Annotated in this window: 16 protein-coding genes; 9 read left to right on the forward strand and 7 right to left on the reverse strand. The window is 38.1% G+C overall.

Annotated elements, in window-relative coordinates:
* Window positions 1–191 precede the first annotated feature (191 nt).
* The 3 genes from J2Z32_RS13345 (at window position 192) to xylB (ending at window position 4,159) form a co-directional block, all read left to right on the forward strand.
* A complete protein-coding gene (locus tag J2Z32_RS13345) occupies window positions 192–548 on the forward strand; it encodes a DUF898 family protein (RefSeq protein ID WP_210089666.1) in 357 nt (118 codons plus the stop codon).
* Window positions 549–902: 354 nt separating this feature from the next.
* Entirely contained in the window at window positions 903–2,246 is a 1,344-nt protein-coding gene (gene xylA, locus J2Z32_RS13350; protein ID WP_342453962.1) for a xylose isomerase, read from the forward strand.
* A 419-nt stretch (window positions 2,247–2,665) separates the two neighbouring features.
* Window positions 2,666–4,159 (forward strand): xylulokinase, encoded by a 1,494-nt coding sequence (gene xylB / locus J2Z32_RS13355; RefSeq protein WP_210089668.1) that lies wholly within the window; start codon window positions 2,666–2,668, stop codon window positions 4,157–4,159.
* 112 nt (window positions 4,160–4,271) lie between these two features.
* On the opposite strand, the gene J2Z32_RS13360 is transcribed toward xylB, so the two are convergent.
* The 3 genes from J2Z32_RS13360 to J2Z32_RS13370 are packed head-to-tail and all read right to left on the reverse strand — an operon-like array spanning window position 4,272 to window position 6,846.
* Window positions 4,272–4,571: a PTS sugar transporter subunit IIB gene (locus J2Z32_RS13360; protein ID WP_210089669.1), complete on the reverse strand. Its 300-nt coding sequence runs from the start codon at window positions 4,569–4,571 to the stop codon at window positions 4,272–4,274.
* A gap of 1 nt (window position 4,572) precedes the next feature.
* Complete coding sequence (locus J2Z32_RS13365; protein WP_210089670.1) at window positions 4,573–4,911, reverse strand: PTS sugar transporter subunit IIA; 339 nt, start codon at window positions 4,909–4,911, stop codon at window positions 4,573–4,575.
* Window positions 4,912–4,923: 12 nt separating this feature from the next.
* Window positions 4,924–6,846: a BglG family transcription antiterminator gene (locus tag J2Z32_RS13370; RefSeq protein WP_210089671.1), complete on the reverse strand. Its 1,923-nt coding sequence runs from the start codon at window positions 6,844–6,846 to the stop codon at window positions 4,924–4,926.
* Between the two features lie 311 nt (window positions 6,847–7,157).
* Between J2Z32_RS13370 and J2Z32_RS13375 the strand changes: the two genes are divergently transcribed.
* The 3 genes from J2Z32_RS13375 to J2Z32_RS13385 all read left to right on the forward strand — a co-directional run bounded on the left by J2Z32_RS13375 (window position 7,158) and on the right by J2Z32_RS13385 (window position 11,414).
* Window positions 7,158–8,441, forward strand: coding sequence for a PTS sugar transporter subunit IIC (locus J2Z32_RS13375; protein ID WP_210089672.1), 1,284 nt, complete (start codon window positions 7,158–7,160; stop codon window positions 8,439–8,441).
* A gap of 9 nt (window positions 8,442–8,450) precedes the next feature.
* Window positions 8,451–10,220, forward strand: coding sequence for a beta-glucuronidase (gene uidA, locus J2Z32_RS13380; RefSeq protein WP_210089673.1), 1,770 nt, complete (start codon window positions 8,451–8,453; stop codon window positions 10,218–10,220).
* A 258-nt stretch (window positions 10,221–10,478) separates the two neighbouring features.
* The gene (locus J2Z32_RS13385) at window positions 10,479–11,414 is read left to right on the forward strand and encodes a hypothetical protein (protein ID WP_210089674.1); all 936 of its coding nucleotides are present in this window, start codon (window positions 10,479–10,481) and stop codon (window positions 11,412–11,414) included.
* Window positions 11,415–11,555: 141 nt separating this feature from the next.
* Here J2Z32_RS13385 and J2Z32_RS13390 read toward each other — a convergent pair whose 3' ends face one another.
* From J2Z32_RS13390 to J2Z32_RS13405, 4 genes are all read right to left on the reverse strand, one after another.
* A complete protein-coding gene (locus tag J2Z32_RS13390) occupies window positions 11,556–12,440 on the reverse strand; it encodes an ROK family protein (RefSeq protein ID WP_342453961.1) in 885 nt (294 codons plus the stop codon).
* Between the two features lie 58 nt (window positions 12,441–12,498).
* Window positions 12,499–12,999, reverse strand: a complete 501-nt coding sequence (locus J2Z32_RS13395) for a PTS sugar transporter subunit IIA (RefSeq protein ID WP_210089675.1) — start codon at window positions 12,997–12,999, stop codon at window positions 12,499–12,501.
* 163 nt (window positions 13,000–13,162) lie between these two features.
* Window positions 13,163–14,176 carry a LacI family DNA-binding transcriptional regulator gene (locus tag J2Z32_RS13400; RefSeq protein WP_210089676.1) on the reverse strand — a complete coding sequence of 338 codons (1,014 nt, stop codon included), beginning with the start codon at window positions 14,174–14,176 and terminating at the stop codon, window positions 13,163–13,165.
* Between the two features lie 78 nt (window positions 14,177–14,254).
* The gene (locus J2Z32_RS13405; RefSeq protein WP_210089677.1) at window positions 14,255–14,971 is read right to left on the reverse strand and encodes an epoxyqueuosine reductase QueH; all 717 of its coding nucleotides are present in this window, start codon (window positions 14,969–14,971) and stop codon (window positions 14,255–14,257) included.
* Window positions 14,972–15,189: 218 nt separating this feature from the next.
* Between J2Z32_RS13405 and J2Z32_RS13410 the strand changes: the two genes are divergently transcribed.
* The 3 genes from J2Z32_RS13410 to J2Z32_RS13420 all read left to right on the forward strand — a co-directional run bounded on the left by J2Z32_RS13410 (window position 15,190) and on the right by J2Z32_RS13420 (window position 19,390).
* Complete coding sequence (locus J2Z32_RS13410) at window positions 15,190–15,963, forward strand: sensor domain-containing protein (RefSeq protein WP_210089678.1); 774 nt, start codon at window positions 15,190–15,192, stop codon at window positions 15,961–15,963.
* Between the two features lie 156 nt (window positions 15,964–16,119).
* Entirely contained in the window at window positions 16,120–17,250 is a 1,131-nt protein-coding gene (locus J2Z32_RS13415; RefSeq protein WP_210089679.1) for a hypothetical protein, read from the forward strand.
* Between the two features lie 481 nt (window positions 17,251–17,731).
* Window positions 17,732–19,390 carry a pyridoxal phosphate-dependent decarboxylase family protein gene (locus J2Z32_RS13420; RefSeq protein ID WP_210089680.1) on the forward strand — a complete coding sequence of 553 codons (1,659 nt, stop codon included), beginning with the start codon at window positions 17,732–17,734 and terminating at the stop codon, window positions 19,388–19,390.
* The last annotated feature ends 11 nt before the right edge of the window (window positions 19,391–19,401 follow it).

The following is a 19,401-nucleotide window of genomic DNA, read 5'->3' on the forward strand; positions in this document are numbered from 1 at the left end:
GTCTCTGTAAAAGATTGAACATGTATAACAGACCTCGAAGCATAATAGCTGATGTGATTTTTTTACTTTGTCAAGCTTATGAAAATGTTGAAGGGAATAAAATCTTTAACAATCCATGTAAAAATTAGGAGGGTTAATGAGTTGAATATAGAATAATACAGTTGACAATATTATGAAGAGGATGAGAAGAAATGAATGTAGTTACTGGATTTGATACATCACATAATCCACAACATGTAGGGTATAGTAAACATGAATCGGTGTTTGATGGGGGGCTAGCTCAGTACATAGGTTGGAGAATACTTGGATGGATAGTTACCGTTTGTACCTTGGGTATTTGTTATCCTTGGAGTCTAGTGATGGTCTACCGGTGGAAAATAGAACATACTATAATTGAAGGTCGTCGTCTTAAGTTTGATGGCACAGCAACTGGTCTTTTTGGCAATTGGATCAAATGGTTTATACTTAGTATTATTACTCTTGGTATTTATTCTTTTTGGCTTGGCATTAAATTGGAACAATGGAAAGTTAAACATACTCATTTTTAAAAAATGCTAATTAGAAACATAAGCACTAAAATTCACCTTGTTAAATGTTGGGTGGATTGTAGTGCTTTTATTTTTTGATGTTTTTTTCATAATAAGAAGCTCTTAAAAATTTAAAATACTATTTATAGTGCTTGGTTGATAAATTGATTGCTTTATATTGCTAATCCTAGTCTTTTATGCCTAATAACCATCGCAAAAGTACACAAAAATATTTTTTCAAATACTTTGTTTATTCACTTTACAAACTAAGTCACCCGTGTTACGATGAAGTTGTTAGAGGGTAAGTAATTGGGGTGTTGTTAAATAACAGCATACTTTCATAGAACAACTATGAAAGGGCTTACCTAAATCCAAATAATAAATAGGGAGGACTCTATTGTGAGTTATTTCAAGAACGTAAGCAAGATTCAATTTGAAGGTGCAGGCTCCAAAAATCCGTTAGCATTTAAGCATTACAATGAAAATGAAGTTGTAAATGGTAAAACAATGAAGGAACACCTTCGTTTTGCGGTTGCATATTGGCATACATTGACAATGGATGGTAGCGATCCTTTTGGTAAAAGTGTAATGGTTCGTCCTTGGGAAACTGTAAGTGGTCTTGATTTAGCTAAAACTCGCGTAGAGGTTAACTTCGAATTCCTAGAAAAATTGGGCGCTCCATACTACTGCTTCCATGATCGCGATATCGCACCAGAAGGCAGCAGCTTAAAAGAAACAAACGAAAACTTGGATGTTATCGTTGGTAAATTAAAAGAAGGCATGAAACAAACAGGCGTGAAATTGCTTTGGAACACTGCAAACATGTTCTCTAACCCTCGTTTTGTTCATGGTGCAGCAACAACTTCTAACGCTGACGTATTTGCTTATGCAGCAGCACAAGTGAAAAAAGGTTTGGAAACTGCTGTAGAATTAGGTTCTGAAAACTATGTATTCTGGGGCGGACGTGAAGGTTACGAGTCCTTGTTAAATACAGACATGGGTCTTGAGCTTGATAACCTAGCTAGATTCTTTAATATGGCAATCGACTATGCGAAGGAAATCGGCTACACTGGTCAATTCTTGATCGAGCCTAAACCAAAAGAGCCAACTACTCACCAATATGACTTTGATGCAGCAACTACAATTGCATTTTTGCAAAAATATAACTTAGACAAACACTTCAAATTAAACCTTGAAGCTAACCACGCAACACTTGCGGGACATACATTTGAGCATGAGCTTCGTGTAGCTCGTATTAACAATATGTTAGGTTCTGTAGATGCGAACCAAGGTGATCCATTGCTTGGTTGGGATACAGATGAATTCCCTACAGACATTTATTCTGTAACGTTGGCAATGTATGAAATTTTAGAAAACGGTGGAATTGGTTCTGGTGGTGTGAACTTTGACGCTAAAGTAAGACGTGGTTCATTTGCTCCAGAAGACTTGTTCTACTCACACATTGCTGGTATGGATACCTTTGCTAAAGGCTTGAAAGTAGCAAGCAAATTAATCGAAGATAAATTCTTTGAAAACCTACTTGCTGAACGTTATGCTAGCTTCAAGACTGGTATTGGTGCGGACATCGTTGCAGGTAAAGCAAACTTCAAAACATTAGAAGCTTACGCTCTTGCACAAACTGGCGAAATCCAAAACAAATCGAACCACTTGGAATTAACTAAAGCTCAAATTAATGAATACTTGTACAACACAAAATAAATCTTTGTTTAATAAACTGTGTTCGACTTAATGCAATCATATTGCTTATACAAAGCTATAAAAGAAAAAGAGGACGCCTGTCGTCCTCTTTTTTAAAGATTAGTGAGCTTGGTAGGGATAGATATAATTAGATAGATATAGACATAGATTTAAATATATAGATACAGACATAGATATAAATAGATATAGATAGAGATAGAGACATAGAGATAGAGATAGATATAAAAACGGAGAAAATAACTTAATGCGCAAAAACTTGAGCCTAAAAAATATAAAAGGTTTTAAAGTTTAAAGATTGTTTGGATACAAAACGGAGCGGAGAAACACTAAAATAGAACGGAATAGAACCAATAGAGCAGAATAATATTTTATATGTAATAGTTTTTAAGTTGCTATTTTTAGATGGAGAGTGAAAAAGTATGAGTTATGTGATTGGGATTGACCTTGGAACAAGCTCAGTAAAAACGGTACTCGTGAATAAGCAAGGTGAAATTAAAGCAGAGGCAACCCGTCCTTATCCTTTAATTCATGAGCGTCCTGGCTACAGTGAGCAAGATCCTCAGGAATGGGTAAATGGCTCGATAGCATGTTTGCAGGAGCTTTTGAAGGAAAATGCAATTTCTCCTGAAGAAATTGAAGGGGTATCCTTTTCTGGACAAATGCATGGCCTTGTATTACTAGATGCGGGCAACAATCCACTTCGCCCAGCGATTTTGTGGAATGATACGCGTACAACGAAGCAATGTCGTGATATTGAAGCGAAATTAGGCTCACAGTTGCTTGAAATTACAAGAAATGCAGCATTAGAAGGTTTTACCTTGCCAAAAATTTTGTGGGTGCAAGAAAATGAACCTGAAATTTTTGCTAAGGCAAAGCAATTTGTATTGCCTAAAGACTACCTACGCTACCGTATGACAGGTAAGGTAGATATGGAAATTTCCGATGCAGCGGGAACGTTAATGTTGAATGTTGCAGAAGGAAAATGGAGTGAAGAGGTGGTAAAAGCATTTGGTCTACCAGAAGGCTTTTGCCCGCCAATCGTAGGAAGTACAGAGCTTACGGGTACAGTAACACCAGAATTTGCAGCACTTAGTGGCTTGTCTACTTCAACCAAAGTATTTGGTGGTGGCGCAGATAATGCGTGTGGCGCGGTAGGTGCAGGCATTGTCCGTAAAGGGGATGCACTTTCTAGTATCGGTACATCTGGCGTTATTTTGACCTATGAAGAAGATAAAAATAAAGATTTTGCAGGAAAAGTACACTTCTTTAACCATGCACATCCAGGTGCATTTTATGCGATGGGTGTTACATTAGCAGCAGGTTATAGCCTCAGCTGGTTTAAAGAAACGTTTGCTAAATCGATTAGCTTCAACGAGATGTTGGCCCCTGTTGCTGACGTTAAGGCTGGATCAGAAGGTCTATTGTTTACACCTTATCTTGTAGGGGAACGTACTCCACATGCAGATTCTGCAATTCGTGCAAGCTTTGTGGGTGTGTCTGGCACACATGAATTGAAGCATTTTGCGCGTGCAGTCATGGAAGGTATTACATTCTCACTTCAAGAGTCCTTGGAGTTGTTCCAACAAGCAGGCATTACAGTGGAGCGTGTTATTTCCATCGGGGGTGGCGCAAAAAATCCAACTTGGCTACAAATGCAAGCTGACATTTTTGGTAAAACTGTAGTTTCCCTTAAAAATGAACAAGGTCCTGCGATGGGTTCCGCAATGATGGCGGCTGTGGGCTGTGGTTGGTTTGATAGCTTAGAGGCTTGTGCAGATCAATTTATTGAATACGGCGCAACCTATGAGCCAAATCCAGACAACGTAGCTACCTATTCGAAGCTATTCAAATTGTATCAACAGGTTTATACCCAAACGCGTGAGCTGAATGAAGGATTACAGCAGTTCCGTTGATTTAACAACATCAATAAGCAGCAATTAGCAACAATAAACAGCTATAAGCAACAAAGCCTCCTAGTCTAGTATTTATAGATGTAGGAGGCTTTTATATATTGTACATTATAGTTTACTTACCAAGTAACTTTAACGCTGCATCCAGCACTTTCTCCCCGTTCATCATTCCGTAGTCCATCATGTTAATTGTGGTTACAGGAATATCTGGATACGCCTTAGAAAGCTCACCTTCTGCATGACCCATTTGAGGACCTAACATAATAATGTCAAAAGGCTTTTGACTTTCGATGTCACTTTCTGCGGCTGCATCAATGACGATTTCTAGGCCCTTATTTTTTGCCGCTTCCTTCATTCGTTCTACCAACATACTTGTAGAGAATCCACCTGCACATGCCAATAAAATCTTTGTCATCTTATTTCACCAAACCTTTCACGTATTGTTCTAATTCCTTACGAGCTTTAGCTTCCTCCACAAGTTCAACGACCAGCTCACGTACGGTTAAAGCGTTCATTAAATGGTCTTGGGCGTGAATCATTAAGATCGAAATGTCGGTTTTTTCGCCACGGCCTTCCGCTTGGATTAATTGCGTTTGTACTTTATGTGCGGCGGTTAAGTTGTCTTTGGCTTCCTTCAAAAAATGTGCAGCTTGCTCGAAATCCCCTTCGTGTGCAACACGAGATGCCTTCAAGCTTTTGCTTCTTGCTTCACCGCTATTTGCGATAATTTGCATAATAATATGTTCATAATCCATATGGCTTCACTCCTACAGTAGGTTCTCTATCTCTTTCATGAACTGCTCAAAGCTGGTTACTTGCAGTAATGTTTTGCGAATGTCCTCTTTTTCCATCATCAACAGCAGTAATTTGCTAATTTCCTTGTGGAGAAATAATTGACCTGCCTTTAGATTAATGATGAAAATAAATTGAACTTGCTTCCCCTCATACACGATTGGTTTTTGTAATACGGTCACATTAATACAATCTTTAACTGCACTCATTCGCATGGGGTGTGGGCCTGCTACACCATTTGTATAGATCGTTGTAAACTTTCCTTCGCGTGCTAATACCTGCTCTACAAATCCTTCCCCTGCAAATCCATGCGCTACAATTTCTTCACAGCGTTCTTTCAATAATTCCACGTAATCATCAGGCCCACTTAGATGGAACAATTCAGGTCTGAACAGCGCTTTAAAATCGATAAATTTATAAGAAGGTTGTTTATGATTGATTTGAATCGCAATAATCTCTTTAATCCGATGTAATTCTGAATCGTCCAACAAATGTTTAATATGAATGACGGGTTTATCACTCTTATTCTCTTCAAGGGGAACGGTCGTTAGGATGAGATCAATCGGCTTGGACAAAATTTCTGTAATTTCATTTTCTGAAGCTGTAATGACAGAGGCATTAGGAAACACAGATTCTAGCTTTAGCCTAATTAAGTGTGCACTACCACCTCCAGTGGAGCAGATGACAGCAATACGCTTGAATTGCTCCAGCTTTTGTTGCTTCATCCGTTCTAAATGGGTGGCAAAATGAAGAGCAACATAACCAGCCTCATCTCTAGACATCTTAAAGCCGTATTCCTCCTCAATAATCTCTGCAAAGCGAAATGAAATGACAAACACATTAGCATATTGACTGTACACATCTTCAACGATTGGATTACTGAGCTGTAAATTATAATAGAGACGATTAAGCAGTGGGAACATATGCAGTAACAATGCTTCTCTCAGGTGTTCATCCTCATTAAAACTAGTTAAAAACTCTTGATCAAGTCGCTGTAAAATCGAAGTGATACCTTCTCTAAGCTGCTTTTTCTTATCATGACTAATATGCTCGGTAATGGTTTTTCCTGAAATATGCAATGCTAAATAATCGATTTCATCACTTGGTAGTGATATTTGGTAAAATTCATGAATCCAGACCGCGATTTTCCCAGCAATATCCCGATATAAAGGATCAGGGGTTTGTGGCATCGCCTGACCAGAAACAATAAAATTGTGCTTCGTTACCCGATAGAGCAAAATAAATAGATGGGTGACAATGTTATTCAGGAATACATCAGAAATCTTCAAATCCTTTTCTTTTAACACCTGTAACAGATAAGCCTGTAATCTCTCCGTATCAAACTCATGCCGGAATTGTTCATATTGCGCAGAGGGCATAATAAATTTATTGTTATTTAGAACAAAGTGCGAAAACGCTTTCCGATAATTTTGTTCATCCCCTTCAATTCGCATACCATAATAGACACGACGAGTTAAGGTGAGTGAAAAATTGGCTAGCCGTTGCTCTACCTCTTTGAGATCGGAAATAATTGTCGACTTACTAATCCCCATTTGCGAAGCTAGTTTACCCATAGAGGTATAACTATTATTTTGAAGCAAATAAAATAGTAGATAACGCTGACGATCCTCCCTATTATCGGGATCAATGAGCTCTGAATTAAATCGTCCTTGTTTGTAATACTGATTGAACTTGTATTCATCTACAATTTCTAGCTGGTAACCTTGGCCGCGGATCACTTTAATGCTAAAGCCATGACGCACACCACTTTTTTCAAGAGAGCGAATCACATCTCGCAAGGTTCTTTCTGATAAACCTAACTGAGTGGTTAACTCTGTCATTTTTACAGGTGAATACTGTGCAGATAGTAAAATACGAATAACTCGATGTTCCCTCATTTCATTCCCTCATTTATTTGATACTAGTATCGTAAACTACAACGTGCTGGCCATATGTATATCATGACATGTAAGCGATTAACTTGAATAGCCTGTATTCTGCATTTTATAACGGCAAAATATAGAATATATCTTACTTGGGAAATACATATATGATTTAACTATAAAGTTTTTGCACCTCGTTTTGTAGTCAACGGAGGATAGGAGCTGATGGGGGGCGTTTAAGATTAAACATAGAAAGGATAGAAAGGAATACGGAGTCCTAAAGGATACTTATTACTGGCTAAGAAAAACTGAGAGGAAGAATACACATGAATAATACTTCAACAAAATTCAGTAAAGTTTTATCTGCGGTTACTGCTTTTAGTAAAAATAAGTATGTGAAGTCTGTTTCAGATTCGATGATGACTCTGATCGGGATTATGGTATTTGGTTCATTTGCTGTTATTTTGAAGGCGTTTCCAATAAAGTCAGTTGCCACTTTTTTTGAAAATATCGGGATTGCACCTTATTTTGGCGCTATTTATAACTTAACCATTGGTGCGATTTCTATTTATCTCGTATTTCTCATTGCTAAAAATCTAGCTTCAAAATTTAATTTTGGCGATGACAGCACGACGGTTGGTTTAATTGCCATTATGAACTTTTTAATATTAACGCCGCTAGGTAACTTTGTTTCTGGGGAATCCAACGTCACTGCGATCCCTTTAAAATGGTTAGGTACAAGTGGGATGTTCTCCGCAATTATCGTTGGTTTACTAGTAGGTAGAGGGTATGTGTTTATTAAAGAGAAAAAATGGACGATTAAAATGCCACCAGGTGTACCCCCGATGGTTTCTCGTTCATTTGAATCATTGATTCCGACGATTTTGTTGGGGACATTATCTGCAATTATTGCTTATTTATTTAGCTTAACTTCCTTTGGTAATATGCATCAGCTTATGTTTACTGTGCTTCAAAATCCGCTTCAAGGCATCGGAAGCTCCATTTGGGCCATTATGTTAATTATCGCCTTCCAGCAATTTTTATGGTTTTTAGGGATTCATGGAACAAATATAATTACCCCTGTTGTAGCACCTATTCTTATGGCATTAAATGTAGAGAACTTATCGGCATATGAAGCAGGGAAGGAAATGCCACATATCGTTACGCATGCCTTTGTAAACATTGTATGTTGGGGCGGTACGGCACTTGGATTAGTCATTTTGATGTTATTTGTCGGAAAAAGCAAAAGATATAAAGAGTTAGGTAAATTGTCGGTCGTGCCTGCGTTATTTGGGATAACTGAACCCGTTATTTTTGGGACACCGTTAGTATTGAACTTTAAAATGGCAATTCCTTTTATTTTTAACAACTCTATTTGTTTAGGTCTCGCTTACTTATTAACGAAAATAGGCCTCGTTGCTCAAACGATTGGGGCCCAAGCCGTGTTTGGCTTACCACTTGGATTCCACGCTAGTGTTGGAGGCAGTGTATCTATTATCATTTTGCAGCTGCTTATTCAGTTAGTGTTGTCGCCAATCCTATGGTATCCATGGTTTAAAATGCTTGATAAAGAGGCGGTAATTGAGGAACAAAAAATATTAGCACAGTAGGTGAAGATGATGTTGTATCCAAAAATGAATGAGACTAGATCGCTAATTGATTTATCAGGAATTTGGAAGGTGCAGATTGAAAAACAGGGGACAAATATTGACCCATGTAAACCACTTCAAGAAACAATATTGATTGCGGTTCCAGCCTCCTTAAATGATCAAGTCATTGATGAAGAGATTCGTAATCATGTGGGGAACTTTTGGTATGAGACAGAGTTAACTTTGCCTTCTAGCATCTTTAATGAAAGAAAAGTAATTCGGTTTGCATCCGTTACTCATAAGGCTATTGTATTTATTAACGGAGAAAAGGTAGCTGAACACATAGGTGGATTTACACCTTTTGAGGTGGAAATAGATTCACATGTAAAACTAGGCATCAACAATTTAAAGGTATGTGTGTCTAATATATTAGATGAAAGTACACTACCGTGTGGATTTTATCAGGAAATTAACGGCAAACCCTATGTGACACCACGATTTGATTTCTTCAATTATTGTGGGATTCATCGTCCTGTTAAGCTGTACACCACGAATCACACTCATATTGATGACATCATTATCCATTACGATTATAAAGATGGAGAGACGAGCGTTACTCCAGAAGTAGCTATTAGTGGTGAATATGACAAGGTGACGATTGAAATTGTAGATGAAAATAATAAAATTGTTGCTAAAGCCAACAGTTTAAATGAGAGCTTACTCATCTTAGGTACTCATTTGTGGCAGCCATTACAAGCTTATTTATATAAACTGAAGGTCTCCTTATATAATGTCAACGGTAATTTACTCGATACCTATGCAGAAGAGTTTGGCGTAAGAACTGTAAAGATCGAAAACAATAAATTTTACATTAATGATAAGGAATTTTACTTCAAAGGTTTTGGTAAACACGAGGATTTCCCAGTGCTAGGCAAAGGCTTTAATAGCGCTGTCACCAATTTAGATAAAAATCTGATGAAGTGGTTAGGGGCTAACTCTTTTAGAACCTCTCATTACCCTTATTCAGAAGAGGAAATGATATTAGCTGACCGTGAGGGGATTGTTGTTATTGATGAAGTGCCTGGCGTTGGTTTATTTACGAATTTCCATGTTGATGTAAACCTAAATATCAATAAGGATTCAAAAAATACGTGGCAAACGTTGCAAACCCATGACAATCACAAAAATGTGATTCAAGAATTGGTAAAGAGAGATAAAAATCATGCGTGTGTCGTGATGTGGGCGATTGCCAATGAACCAGCAAGTCATCAAGAGGGAGCGGGACAATATTTTAGACCGTTAGTGGAATTAACGAAGAGGTTAGATCACCAAAAACGTCCTGTAGTGATCCCAAACATTGTGAATGCAACACCAGAGCTGGATCAAGTCACTGAATTTGTAGATGTCATCTGCTTAAATCGCTATTATGGTTGGTATATTCAACATGGAAACTTAGATTTGGCGATTGAAGGGCTTCGTAATGAGCTGAAAAAGTGGCATGAAAAATATCCGAATAAACCGATTATGTTCTCCGAGTTTGGGGCAGATACGATTTCAGGACTGCATTCACTATATCGAACCCCTTACTCCGAAGAGTTCCAAATTGACTTTTATAGACGGAATTTTGAGGTATTAGATGAATTGGATTATATCGTGGGAGAACACCTTTGGAATTTTGCGGATTTTGAAACGGCTGCGAATATTCGTAGAATCGATGGAAACAAAAAAGGGATTTTTACTCGCGATCGTAGACCTAAGTCTATTGCCTTTGAGCTTAAACGTAGATGGGAAAAGCTGTAGTTAAAGCTATAAAATAATTTTCAGATACGACCTAGTCTTCGTGTCTACTCTTTGTAGTAGATCGGGGACTTTTTTTCATATTTTCATATCTATCTTTCTAATGATACCTTTTCTAAAAATTTGAGCTCGTCATACTTTCGCCATGTTCAGCCTTTACCCCTTCCTCCATAATATGGATTAGGGAAACAATCATTTATACCCTTTACATGTATGATTTATTAATTTTCATGCAGGATAAACTAAAGGAGGAACAATCTGATGACTCAAAAAATAAAGTTAAAACCGTTCGTAGATATTGCTACATATATGGAAGGTTTTGAAATCGTCTCGTTCAGTTTAAGCGAAAATGGATATATTTATATATTGCTGATTGATAAAATTCCTGAAAGGGAAAAAGGCATGTTTGTTCAGACATCATTAAATCAATTTCGCACTTACAAAATGCTTATTATTAACCAATTAAAAATTCAGGATGTAATTCTAATAGGCGAGAAATTCAATTATCACTACCTGCAGCCTTTAGGTGAGGATCGTCTATTGCTTGTTGGCGCAAGAGCTAGAAAATATCAAAACCAAGCTTCTTATCGAGATTGTGACTATAATGCTAAGGTGTGTGATTTTGATGGAAATATAATTACTCAATTTTGCCTCGGAGATGGTATACAAGACGTACAGGTGACAGCAGGAGGAACGATATGGACAAGTTACTTTGACGAGGGGGTATATGGAAATTATGGTTGGGATGAACCGATTGGAGCAAGTGGGCTTATAGCTTGGGATGAACAAGGTAACAAGAAGTTTGAAAATAAAGTAGCCTGTATTGATGACTGCTATGCGCTAAATGTTGTCAGTGAGGATGAGGTTTGGTTTTACTATTACAATGAGTTTAAGCTTGGCTATATTCAAGGAGGAATAGACCAACCGGAAATTACATTTATGGACCCACATATCTCTGGGTCATCTGGATTTTGTACGGATGGTGATCATTTTTTGTTTGATGCAGGGTATAGCAAGCATGGCACTTATATTTTAAAGAAACTAGCCAAGCCAGGAAACCTAGTTGGCAAGCAGAGTATTCAGTTTGTAGATGAATCAGGAGAAAAACTTGTTCGCGCATCACTAAGGAGAAATCAATTACTGTTAAACCAAGGTAGCAGAATGTACTTAGCTAAAATTAATCAGATCATAGAATAATTGCGTTTAATTTAAAATAGTAAAGTGAGGGATGGAGGCAAAATATTATTCTGTAGCTCCAGCCCTCATTTTTCTTGTGATTCTTTTTTTTCTGTTTTTTAAACCTTCTAAAATTTTCTATGCCGTTAAAGCTAGCTTCCTCTACTTCTCTTGCACAGCAAGATTAGCCAATGCAATTGCGCCCAATAGCCCAGCATTATCACCTAATCCAGGTGGCACGATGTAATTATCGATGTTAACGTTTAAGCTAGGATGCTGTATATAATTTTTTAATAGTGCTTTTAGTTGCATGGAAATCATAGGGAATAGATGTGTTTGCTTCATTATGCCGCCACCCATCACAATTTTTTGCGGAGACACAATAAGCACATAGTTCATGAGCGCTTGAGCTAAATAATAAGACTCCATTTCCCAAGCTTCATGATCGTTAGGTAAGTCAGATCCATGCGCGACCTGCCAGCGCTTCACAATGGCGGGGCCTGCGGCTAAGCCTTCTAAGCAATCGTGATGATAAGGACAAGCGCCCTCAAAGGTATCCTTGGGATGTCTACGAACAAGAATATGTCCCATCTCAGGATGAGATAAGCCATGAATAAGCTTACCGCCAACCATAGCCCCTGCGCCAATTCCAGTTCCGACGGTGATGTACAGACAGTTGTCCAAGCCCTGGGCAGCGCCCCACAGCGATTCACCTAAAGCGGCTCCGTTCACATCCGTATCAAAGCCAATTGGAATGTCCCAATGCTCGCGTAAGGCACCAATAAGATTAAAGTTGCTCCAATGTGGTTTAGGTGTTGACGTAATGTATCCATACGTTGGACTACCTACAATCGGATCGATTGGTCCAAAGGAGCCAACGCCCATGGCATCAATTGTTTTATCACTAAAATAATGAAGCACGTGCTTCATCGTTTCTTCTGGTGTAGTTGTGGGAAAGCTAACGCGATCTAATAGTGTCCCATCCTCAGTCCCAAGCCCGCATACAAACTTTGTGCCCCCAGCCTCAATTGCACCTAAGATTGTCACAATAATGAACCTCCTAACATTATAGGTTTAATACTTACTAACTTAGTTTTATAATCATCTATGATTTTAAGTGAACGATTGCAAGTGGCGTGAGCATCGGTGTGTTGTTTTCTATATTAATAGTAATACGCTCAACTTGGTCTTGACCATCTGGGATAATCAGTGGCGTAATGACAGGATAACCCGCCTGTTGAATTTTATCGATATCAAAAGATAATAAGAGCTGTCCTTGTTTTACTTGATCTCCAACCTTTACATGGGGCTGGAAGCCATCGCCTTTTAAACCAACAGTGTTAATTCCAACATGAATCAACACTTGAACTCCTGTGGAGTGCTCCAATAAAATGGCATGCTTACTTTTCTCCATAATATGTGCAACTTTACCAGAGAAGGGGGCTAACACCTTACCTTCACTAGGCTCAATGGCAAACCCTTCTCCCATTGCTTTACTTGCAAATGCCTCATCAGGTACTTGCTCTATTGGTACGATAGTACCAGCTACAGGTGAAATAATTTCGATTTCTGTAATTTGTTCTTTTTTCTTAAACCAGCCTAACATATCATTTCCTCCAATCGTAGTGTGCAAAAGCTTATGTCTAGTGACTTATGTGAATTGCAGAGCCTAACCGTTATTATTACTACTTCTATAATGTATATTTAACCATGTGGTAACGTTACCACATTGAATAATTGAAATAAAAGCAGTTTTTATTAAATAATGTTCATATTTTAGCACACCCATTTTTGTTGTCAACGCTTTCCGCGCTCAACAATTCATAGCTCATGGTGTGGGTTTGCGGTGTTGAGACCCGTTTTTCAATCCATTCTACTAAATTCGTAGCGGCTTGAATGCCAGTGGCTTCATAATCGAATTTAATGGTTGTTAAATGAGGCTGCACAATTTGAGACACGTCATATCCACCAAAACCTGTAATCGATAGCTGCTTTGGAATGGAGAGACTTAACCTTCCTGCGGCCTTCATCACACCTAAAGCAATATTATCGGTAGCACAGGCTATAATCGAAGGGGTGTTATGCTTGTTATTTGTTAAGAAATCTAGAGCTTTTTGCTCTGCATCATCGATTGAAAAGCCTGTTTCTACAAATGAAATTGAATTCAAGCCATGCTCCTGCATCGCCGTCATGAAACCTTTCTTACGTTGAACACCTACCGCTTCGTCCATCTCAGATACGCCAAAGTAAGCAATTTGAGTATGACCTTGTGCAACGATATGTTGTCCCATTGTGTAGGCTGCATGGTAGTCGTCTTGGATAACATAAGGGAAATCGGGATGCTGTTGTCCAATCAACATGCAAGGGATCTGAACTTTATGGAGCGTCTCTAGGTGCTTTTCCGTTATTTCGGTCGCTAGCAAAACGATCCCCGCCACCTTTTGGGTGGCAAGACTATATAAGCTTTCAATTTCTCTATCTAAAGCCTGCTGTGATGTATGAATAAGCATCTGCATGTCATGCTTTTTCAGGGTTGCGTCGATGCCATTTAACATTTTTGACACCGCAAAAGAATCTAATCTCGGCACAATGATCCCGATTAGATTGGAACGCTTTCCTTTCAAATGTTGTGCAAAATTATTTGGCTTATAGTTTGTTTCCTTGATTGCTTTTTGAATTTTTTCTCTAGCTACGTCACTGACGTAACCCCCATTAAGAAAACGGGAAACGGTGCTTGTTCCTACGCCAGCTAGTCTAGCAATATCTATAATTGTAACGTTCATCCTTGAAATCCTTTCTTCCTGTTAGCGTCAAAGCTTATTTCATATTCAGTTGAGCAGTTGATGTTTTGCTGAATACAGTTACTGATCTAAAAAGCGGGTTGCCTCTTGATGAATCATCTTTAAGTCTATTCCTTGCTGAGTAGCAGCAAAAACACAACCACAATAACATTGTCTAAAAATATCGTATTCCTTGCACATTTCAATCGACCGTTTATAGCCATTGTTTTTCTTAAAATCACTAGGTAAATATTTGACATCATATATTTTTTGAACATCTAAGCCGATTTCGTTCACATGTTGACTGTTCTTTTTCGGAGATAATGTAATGGCACTGCCAAAGTAATCAAAATTAAGCTCTAGCGCCTTGAGTGCAGAGGATTCCAGTCGCATCTCGAAGCAGGCGGTGCATCGTTTGCCACCTTCAGGCTCATCTTGTAGCTGTCCCTCTTTGACCCGTTTCAAAAAGACATGTGGCTCATAATCTGCGGCAATAAAACCAACTTCACTACCTGTACGAGTATTAAAGTTTTCAACAAATTCCTTTTGCACAATTTTACGACGTTCGTATTCACTTTGTGGGTGTATATTAGAATTGGCAAAATAAATGGTGATATCCGCATATTGCACCAAATATTCTAACGTATATGTACTACATGGGGCACAACAGCTATGAATAAGTATTTTTGGGCGTTGCTCCGATTCTTTCCAATTGCGAATCATTTTTTGCAATACAGTATCGTAATTAATTTTTTGATCCCTATTCATTCGATTTAAGATTTGTTCTGGATTAATCATAATTACTCCTTAGCCATATTAAAATCACATGCAAGACGTTATATTCGTTGATTTGTCGTTTTATTATGACAATAACGCTTTGGATTATGGAAGTCAAAGAAAATGGTTATACCCATCAATCTAGACTAAGGTCCAGCATTTTTTCAGTCTATAGAGGGGGGCTGGTTCTTGGCATCATCTTTTATACTGTTTATAGGATTAGGAAAGAGGGGCTTACCATGAAAAAACAAAGTGCATTGCAGGCATGGATCATTATGCTGTTATCCTTACCGAGAGGGATTATAGCATTTGTCGTTGCCATTGCGGGGATATGTATCAGCCTACCGTTAATGATTGTATGGATTGGATTTCCATTGCTAGATATGACGTTACGCATTTGTCAGTGGCTGTTAGGAGAAGAAGAGAGACAAGTAAATCAATGGCTACACAATGAATCTAATGCACATCACCCACACAATCAAAAAAATCAACAGGCTCAACATAAACAACAAAATCAACTGAACCCATATTCATATGAACTTGCAGATCAAGTACATAGTGAACAATCTAATCAACAATACAGTGAATCATATAATGAACAATATACTGGAGCATATAATGAACAAGATCATCAAGCTACAAGCTACAAATGGCAGGGTTTTAGCAGATTGTGGTCCATGCTACAGGATCGTAGAAGCTATCAAGGGCTGTTTTATTGCATACTACAGCTCCCAGTAGGTATCATTAACTTCACTTTTGCACTCGTGTTTCCTTTGACCTTTATCGCAGTGATGTTAGCACCAATTGCAAATTACTTTAGCCTGCAATATTTTTCATTTGACTTATTTGAAGGGAATACCTCACTCCTTACGTACTTATTACCTGCCATGACTTCATTTGAGCATTCCTTAATCGTGGGTGGAGTGGGCATTGTGCTAGTATTGTTAATACCTAAAATGATTAGAGCCTTTGGACGTGTCTATGCAACCTGGATTAGTATGATTGCGAATTGAAAATTATAGAAAATTTTAATAGTCCTCAAGTGCTTCGATTAGAGCTGCTTGTAGGGCTTTTTATTGTAAAAAAATAGGCTAACACATAGCATGAATAAGTTGCATAGGATGTAAGGTGTAGGAATTAAGTTGATTTTTGAAGGGAGCTTGCATCAAATGAACACAGCACATAAGCATTATTTTGTTCGAGGGAATACAGCACTAGGTCTTTATAGTTTAGTGGACTCAGCATATCGTGGGCTACGTACAGTTTATGTATTACAAGGTTATACAGGGGGAACAGCATTAATATTAAAAAAACTAGCGCAGCACCTTGAACACCAAGGACATAGCTTGCACCTCATTCATGATCCTTTAAATAGTGAATTACTAGAGGGGATTATCGTTCCAAACCTGAAAATTGGCTTCATTGATGAGGAAGCTTTTCCACAAGAGCCTAATGCGATAGGTGGAGCCGACATACAGGTTATTCCGGTTAAGGATTGTTATGATGTAGGCAAAATTACTCAGGCTTCACAAGCATTAACACGCTTACAGCAGCAACTCAACGAAGCTTATGACACCGCTTATGCCTCTTTCCTGAAGACACTAAGAATTCATGACGAGTGGGAAAAGTATTATATTGAGCACCTTGATCGAGAGGTGATGAATGAGCTTGCTACCGTGTGGGGAGATAAATATTTAATTCAGAATGAAGCATTCACGACAACGTCAACAAATCCCGAAAATTGTTCTATTATAAATTCTCCTACTACAGTGCATCGTTTTCTTGGCGCGGCGACGTATACTGGAGCTGTAGATTACGTGATGAATTTGACGGATGATCTTGATAAAAGATTCTACGTAAAGGGGCGTCCTGGCTCAGGCAAGTCTACTTTATTTAAAAAACTAGCCTCCATTGCACAGGAGCGTGGCATCAGTACTGAGGTTTATCATTGTGGTTTTGACCCGAATAGCTTAGATATGTTAATTTTCCCTGAATTAAGTTTAGCTATTTTTGATAGTACTGCCCCACATGAGCATTTTCCTGCAAGAGATAAGGATGAAATTATTGATGTGTATCCTCTGGCGATTACACCGGGAACAGATGAAAGGTTTGCAGAGGAGTTAGCACCGATTAAACAACGTTATGCAACCTCTATGAAGCAATCCATTGCTTATTTAGGTGAGGCGAAGGAAATAAAGGATCGGATGGCAGACGTGTATTTATCTGCTCTTGATCTAGATTCATTAACTCAGTTACAGAAAAAGTTGAATCAGCAATTTGAGTTGAAAAAACAAGACTAAAATACAGTTAGAACAACTAGAAATAATATTGATCTAAAGGAGCATTTTTACAAAAAAGATGCTCCTTTATTGTGATCAAAATGAGTGAATGAAGAAAATTCACTGAAAATTCTTACTTTTTTTTGTAATGAAAATAATTACTTGAAATATGATGAAAATTACAAATGATTTTAAGGAATGTTCTTTTGTTTTTATAAAAACTTACTTGTCATGTAAGGGTTCGAAGAACCTTCTTAGAAAATGATATGGTAAAAAAGATATGTATATTAGTCAGGTCCTAAGAAGTGAAAATGGCAAAAAAGACCTATTCATCAATTACAATTTATTGGAATTCACCCTTAAAATAACTGTAATATATAAGAATATATTTTATAATCTAGGAGGATATATCTACTATTTTGTAACTAGATACAGCATTTAGGAGAGGGTATATCTATCCAAGACATCTATGAATCCAATCTAAAATAAGGAGTTTTTAAACATGCAAACATCAAATAAGCCCGATGTAAGAGACTGGTTTCCAAGTGAAGATGGTAACAATCAAAAACGGGAAGAAATGATGAAACTAATAGAACAGCTTATTACAGGTGTAGACGAATTAAAAAATCCTGATGGAGTTAATTTAAAGGGGGATAAGAAGCGAGACGGCAATTTTTATGGAGAGCTAACCAAAGAAAGCTACATACCCCAAGTAGGAGCAGCAATGGAGGAGGTGAACACAGAACTATTAAAGCTATTGCATGGTCATCCATATCATACTAAATATTTCTTTTCGAACATTTTACCGATGGCTTCGATGCCAGGCATGATGGGAATGCTGACTGCGATGTTAGTAAACGGGAACAATTTGTGGGATGTGTATGGACCTGCTGGTGCTGAAGCAGAGGTTAGGGTGACAGCAATGATGTCAAAGCTGGTCGGCTATGATGCTGAACAAAGTGGTGGTTATACGACGTGGGGAGGACAAGGTGCTGTATTTTCTGGATTAAGAATCGCGATTGCTAAACATGATCCACAAGCACCACAGCATGGTGTTCCAGGAAATTTATATGTCTTTTGCTCGGAGGCAGCACACTATAGCTTGTTCAAATCAGTAGAAGCAACAGGAATTGGTAGCAATCATCTTGTTAAAGTTAAGACGTTATCAGACAGCTCGATGGACACAGAAGATCTAGAACGTAAAATGAATCAGGTTATAGCTAGTGGTGGAATTCCAGTATACATAGTAGCCACTACAGGAACGACAGATGCAATTGGAATTGATGATGTTTCTCTTATTCGTCAAGTTGCTCAGAAGGTGACTGAGCAAGCTGGTTTAGCTTGTCCGCATATTCATGCAGATTCCGCATTAGGTGGCTTTTTCGCCGTATTTAATGACTATAATTTGAGTAAAAACGAGCTTGGATTTAGTGCGGGTGTGCTTGACATGGTCGCTAAGCTACAAGTAAAAATGAGACATTTACATCTAGCAGATTCCATGTGCTTTGATTTCCAAAAGCTAGGACAAACACCGTATGTGTCTAGTTTATTCCTAGTGAAAAATGCAAACGATTTTGGACTGCTAGAGCTTGGTGAGGACGAGACACCTTATGTGGGACATCGTGGTTATGGAGATTATCATACCGGCTATACATTAGAATGCACACGTATGGCTAGTTCGATTAGCATGTATAGCGCATTACTAGCCTTTGGAATTGAAGGTTATCAGCGATTATTTGCTCAATTTTTAGAGGTAAGCTATGAATTCCGTAAGCAATTGGTAGCTAAAATTCCAGAAGTAGATATTGTAAATCCAGATAATTATGCTATTTCCACTGTCTTTCGGATTTATCCGCCACAGGCACCAAGATTCCAAGATGAAGTTAAAGGCACTTGTTCTATTCGTGATATTGAACAAACAAACCTGTTAAATGAGCGTCTTTTTGAAAAGCTAGGCGAGCAAAGAGACCAAATGTTTTTTGGGGATACAAAAAAGCATTTAATCGTAAACACCTTAGAGGATCAAAGTATCCCATTGTATGTTAGTAAGTTTTTTGTCATTTCACCACATACCAAGCCAGAGCTTGTTACTGAGGTTGTAGACTATTTAAAGGCATGTATTACAGAAGTATATGAGCAATTTGTTAGTACTGTGAAATAAGCCTATCTAGT

The organism is Paenibacillus turicensis (genome assembly GCF_017873435.1).
Lineage (GTDB): Bacteria > Bacillota > Bacilli > Paenibacillales > Paenibacillaceae > Fontibacillus > Fontibacillus turicensis.